At 68.3% G+C, this 4497-nt stretch carries 7 protein-coding genes; 3 read left to right on the top strand and 4 right to left on the bottom strand.

The window, feature by feature from the left end; translation table 11 throughout:
* The coding region (locus FVW20_RS08160) for a periplasmic heavy metal sensor (protein ID WP_196609024.1) at window positions 1-326 on the top strand (326 nt) is incomplete at its 5' end.
* Window positions 327-428: 102 nt separating this feature from the next.
* Here FVW20_RS08160 and FVW20_RS08165 read toward each other — a convergent pair.
* Together FVW20_RS08165 and mnmM are read right to left on the bottom strand one after the other, a co-directional pair.
* Window positions 429-671, bottom strand: a complete 243-nt coding sequence (locus FVW20_RS08165; RefSeq protein WP_196609025.1) for a hypothetical protein — start codon at window positions 669-671, stop codon at window positions 429-431.
* A 228-nt stretch (window positions 672-899) separates the two neighbouring features.
* A complete protein-coding gene (gene mnmM / locus FVW20_RS08170) occupies window positions 900-1685 on the bottom strand; it encodes a tRNA 5-(aminomethyl)-2-thiouridylate-methyltransferase MnmM (RefSeq protein WP_196609026.1) in 786 nt (261 codons plus the stop codon).
* A gap of 249 nt (window positions 1686-1934) precedes the next feature.
* Between mnmM and FVW20_RS08175 the strand changes: the two genes are divergently transcribed.
* Both FVW20_RS08175 and FVW20_RS08180 read left to right on the top strand, forming a co-directional pair.
* Window positions 1935-2120 (top strand): hypothetical protein, encoded by a 186-nt coding sequence (locus FVW20_RS08175; protein ID WP_196609027.1) that lies wholly within the window; start codon window positions 1935-1937, stop codon window positions 2118-2120.
* A 330-nt stretch (window positions 2121-2450) separates the two neighbouring features.
* Entirely contained in the window at window positions 2451-3368 is a 918-nt protein-coding gene (locus FVW20_RS08180; protein WP_196609028.1) for an ADP-ribosylglycohydrolase family protein, read from the top strand.
* 185 nt (window positions 3369-3553) lie between these two features.
* Here FVW20_RS08180 and FVW20_RS08185 read toward each other — a convergent pair whose 3' ends face one another.
* A complete protein-coding gene (locus FVW20_RS08185; protein ID WP_196609029.1) occupies window positions 3554-4048 on the bottom strand; it encodes a hypothetical protein in 495 nt (164 codons plus the stop codon).
* A 232-nt stretch (window positions 4049-4280) separates the two neighbouring features.
* The coding region (locus tag FVW20_RS08190) for an oligopeptide/dipeptide ABC transporter ATP-binding protein (protein WP_372434975.1) at window positions 4281-4497 on the bottom strand (217 nt) is incomplete at its 5' end.

Raw genomic sequence — 4497 nt, forward strand, 5'->3', positions numbered from 1 at the left:
GCGAACTGGAGCTTGCGCCGGACGAGGCGCGGCAACTGGCCCGGCGCCTGGACGCTCACGAGCGCACCCTGGACGAACTGCGCCGCCACAATGCGGCCTTGCGCCAGCGCCTGCACGCGGCCATCCGCGACGGGGACATGGCCCCGGACGCGCTGGACCAACTGTTCTCGGACAAGCGCCAACTGGCCGAACAGGCCTACGCCCATGCGCGTGATGCCTTCGTGGAATTCCACGCCGGACTGTCTCCGACCCAGCGTGACCGGCTGGCCGCCCTGCTGGACCGCCACGCCGCGCACCCGCTGTTCCGCCATCCCCTGCTGCCCTGAATACGGCGGAGGGAATGCGGCGGGCAGACACAGGCCTGCGTTTCCGCAGCCCCCCCGTGCATGCGCGCTGCGTCGGCACCCGGAACGGAGCGATCCCGAGGGCTATTCCTCGCCTTCCGCCCGTCCGTCCAGGCTGGGGCGGGTCCACATGCAGGCCATGCGCACCTTCTTGAGCAGGGCGCGCAAGGGCAGATAATCGTCCTCGCCCGCGCACACCGCCTCGAAGGCGCGGCGCACGGCGGCCTCGTCGTAGCGACCGGGAAAACGGGTTTCCAGGTCGGCGCGCACGGCCGCCCACAGGTCGTCGTCGGAAGGATCGGGAAACACTAACGCATCGGTGGTCATGGCAATCTGCTCGCGGGTATGTTGGTGTCGCCGTGCGGCCCACGGTCCCGGATGGTCCCGGATGGTCCCGGATGGTCCGGATGATCCGGATGATCCGGATGATCCGGGCGGCCTCAAGGGCCGGTGGCCCGTGACCTGAACGTGGCCGGAAGACCAGTGGCTCCCCACCAGCCCCGTGCTACGGCCAGCATGGGCGGCGCGGCAACGCAGGTTTCAGGATGTCGAAGGCTATGCCGGGTCGGGCAGCCGCAGCACCAGCAGCAACCGCTCCGGGTTGCGGGGTTTGTTGGCGAATTCGTAGCGGGCCACCTGCCAGCGGTCCCAATCCAGTTCGGCAAGATGGCGGTCCAACGCGGCGGCCTCGTCCGCGCCGCCGGGGTGCCCGGCGTAGACGTGCAGTGAAATCACCCCGCCCGGCGCCATCAGCGGCAGCAAGGCCTTCAGCGCCGCCAGGGTGGTCTCCGACCGGGTAGTCACGCTGCGGTCGCTGCCGGGCAGAAAGCCCAGATTGAACATGGCCGTCGTGACGCGGGGGGGCCATGCGCCCTCACCCACCGGCATGGACAGGGGGGCGGCCCGGGGCGCGACCAGCGCCGCCGCCAGTTCCTCGTGCCCCCGACCATGCAGCACCACCCGCTCTTCCAGCCCCGCTGACGCCAGCCGCTCTGCCGTGCGGGCCAGCGCCCTGGGCTGCACGTCAAAGGCGTGCACCAGCCCGCGCGCCCCAACCAGCCGGGCCAGAAACAGCGTATCGTGTCCGTTGCCCGCCGTGCCGTCCACGGCCACGGGCCAAGGGCCATTACCAGTCACGGCTCCAGACGCGCCACTGGACGCGTCATCCGTCACGGCACCGGGCGGAGCATGGGCCGTAACATCGGCCAGCGCGCACGCCAGCGCATGGGCCACCGCCTGCTGCGACAGGTCGCGCAGGGTGGGCAACTCGTCGCCGCAGCAGCCGAAGAGTTCCATGCACGGGCCGGGCCGGGCGGTAGCATCGGAACCGAAACGGGTCATGTGCACCTCCGGCACCGTGGTACGCCACCCGCCCCCCAAACGACAAGCACCCAACCGCAACCCACGACCATGCGGGCCTGACTTGTGCAAATGTGCAGCATGCTGCACCAGTCCTGTGCCGCCGTTTGCACCAGTGCCGCCGCACCCCATCGGCAAAAAATCCATAACACACCGTACACGCACACCAAACATGTTTGGCACGGTCCCTGCTTAGCTTGTGGCGTAACGGAACAAGGAGCCGCAACAGACATGCACACTCCGGAAACTTGCCGCAACGCAGCGGCAACCCCTCCTCCCCTGGATGCCCTTATCGATGCCCTTCCCGAAGAAGACAGGGAAGCCGTCGTGGCCCTGGCGGCCCTCTGGCGGGAAGCGCAGCGCATATCCCCGGCATCCCCGTCCATCCTGGACATCCCCACCGTCAGCTTCAGCTAGCTGACCTCCTCTGCCCCCGCCGGCAAACCGGGCGAGCGGTTTCCGGCACCGGGGAGGCCCGAAAGGGCCTCCCCGGCCCCTCCCCCCCCCACGCATGATTTGGCCCCCATCCCGAGCGGGCCACGAAACGCACGGTGCACCCCGTGCGTTTCGTTTTTTGCGCCGCCTCCTTCCACCTGCGGTCGCAGTCGCCGCCCCGCATCTGCGGCCCGCATCCACGGGCGCGTCCGGTTGCCGCCGCCACTGGCCCTGACGCGCATCGTGTCGTATAGTCTGGCAAGGTGTCGCTCACCGGCCCGCCGCCGCGGGCCGCAACTCCCGAGGTGGAACATGAGCAGGATACGCAGCGCCATTCTGGCGTCGCTGGCGGCGGATGCACTGTCGCTGGGGGCGCACTGGGAATACGATCAGGGGCGCATCGTGCGCCAGTTGGGCCGGGTGACCGATCTGCTGCCCCCCACCCTCAACGATTACCATTCCGGCAAGGGCGCGGGCGACCAGTCGCACTACGGCGACCAGACCCTGCTGCTGCTCCGTTCGGTGGCGGGCAAGGGGGCCTTCGACCTGTCCGATTTCGCCGGGCGCTGGCGCGGCCTGATGGAGGGCGGCTACACCGGCTACATGGACAAGGCCAGCCGCGAAGCGCTGGCCAACTTTGCCGCCGGGCGTGCGCCCGAACAGACCGGGGCCGCCACCAACGACTTTGCCGGGGCTGCCCGCATGGCTCCGCTGCTGGCGATCCTGGGGCCAGATCCCAAAGACGAGGAAGGGCTGGTCAACGCCGCGCGGGCCCAGACCCTGATGACCCACGGCAGCCCGGTCATAGCCGACGGCGCGGAGTTCATGGCCCGCGCCGCTGCCGCCCTGCTGCGCGGGACGGACATGCGCGGCGCCCTCGACCATGCCGCCACGGCCCGCTACGCGGCCTTGCCCGCCGAAGACTGGCTGGCCTTCGCCGACATGTCCCTGTCAGAGGACACCCCCGCCGCCATCGCCCGCTTCGGGCAGTCGTGCGGCATGCAGGGGGCTTTCCTGGGGGTGGTGCACATTGCCCTGAAGCATGAGGCCGACCCGGAAACCGGCCTCGTGGACAACGTCATGGCCGGGGGCGATTCGTGCGCGCGCGGCCTGGCAGTGGGAATGCTATTCGGCGCGCGGCATGGCCTTGGCTGGATGCCCGAACGCTGGCTGGCCCCGCTGGCGGCCCGAACCGAGATTGAAACCGCGCTGGACACACTGGGCGTGTAAAACGAACGGGGGGAAGGGGGCTTTGCTCGCTGCGGCCGCCATCCGCAAGACTCGCGCCACGCGCTCGCCCAACGGCTGCCGCAAAGCCCCCTTCCCCCGACCCCCATCCCGCAAACGTATCGGTTTGGGTATCGTGATCTTCAACAAGAACAGATGGATGCCGAAAAAACGACCAACTCCGATACCTACTGCACGGAATCGCAGTCGGGCGCGGTGCGGGTGGAGGCGTCCTTCAACTCGTTCATGTATTCCTTGACCTTGTCCGAACGCTTCCATTCCGCGTACAGATCCTGCCACTTGCGCAGGTCGAGGAAATTCTTGTCCAGCTGTTCCTCGTGCGACTGCACCCAGATGTTGAACAGCTGCATCTCGAACTGGAACAGGCTGCTGTCGAAGACCTTCTCGGAGCTGCCCGCCTTCATGCGCGAACCGTCCACGTCGGACGCCACGAAGCTGCACACCGCGTCGCGCGAGGTTTCGTAGGTGATCTCCTTGTTGTTCAGCAGTTCCAGCAGGCCGAACAGGTGGGGATATTCCTCGCGAATGCGCTTTTCCGCCGTTTCCGGCACGCGGATGAACAGCTTTTCGCCTTCTTCGGTGATGAAATAGAAGCGCAGCCAGTTTTCGAACATCAGCACTTCGCTGACGGCATGGATGGCGTTGACGAATTCCGCGGACATGGACACTCCTTGGCGTGTTCACCCCTGCTCCGGATTGCCGGGGCGGGGTTCGTGGTCTTCGATGGCCCCCAATCGCGCCGGGCCGCACGAAATCGGATCGTGGCGCGGCGCGCGGCGGGGCACCCGCACTATGGTGACGGCAGGGCCGCTCGTCAAGTCCGTTTTTTCACAAGCAGTGGGGAAGGGGCGTCACCGGACAGGATGCAGCCCGACGCAACGCGTGTCGTCGCCGCTACCCGGTCGCCCGTGACGGCAGTTCCGGCGCGTGCAGGTGGCAGCGAGCATGCTGCCCCTCGGCCACAACATGCCAGCCGGGCACCTGACGGCGGCACACGTCCATGACCTGCGGGCAGCGCGGGTGAAAGGGACAGCCGGGCGGCGGGGCGATGGGGCTGGGCAGGTCGCCGGACAGGGCCGGATGTTCGGCGCGGCGGGACGGGTCGCGCACG

This window comes from Nitratidesulfovibrio oxamicus, from assembly GCF_015731765.1.
In the GTDB taxonomy this organism is placed as follows: domain Bacteria; phylum Desulfobacterota; class Desulfovibrionia; order Desulfovibrionales; family Desulfovibrionaceae; genus Cupidesulfovibrio; species Cupidesulfovibrio oxamicus.

Coding starts and splice junctions, on each gene's coding strand:
- FVW20_RS08165 (WP_196609025.1), bottom strand. CDS start 671: ATGACCACCGATGCGTTAGTGTTTCCCGATCCTTCCGACGACGACCTG.
- mnmM (WP_196609026.1), bottom strand. CDS start 1,685: ATGACCCGTTTCGGTTCCGATGCTACCGCCCGGCCCGGCCCGTGCATG.
- FVW20_RS08175 (WP_196609027.1), top strand. CDS start 1,935: ATGCACACTCCGGAAACTTGCCGCAACGCAGCGGCAACCCCTCCTCCC.
- FVW20_RS08180 (WP_196609028.1), top strand. CDS start 2,451: ATGAGCAGGATACGCAGCGCCATTCTGGCGTCGCTGGCGGCGGATGCA.
- FVW20_RS08185 (WP_196609029.1), bottom strand. CDS start 4,048: ATGTCCGCGGAATTCGTCAACGCCATCCATGCCGTCAGCGAAGTGCTG.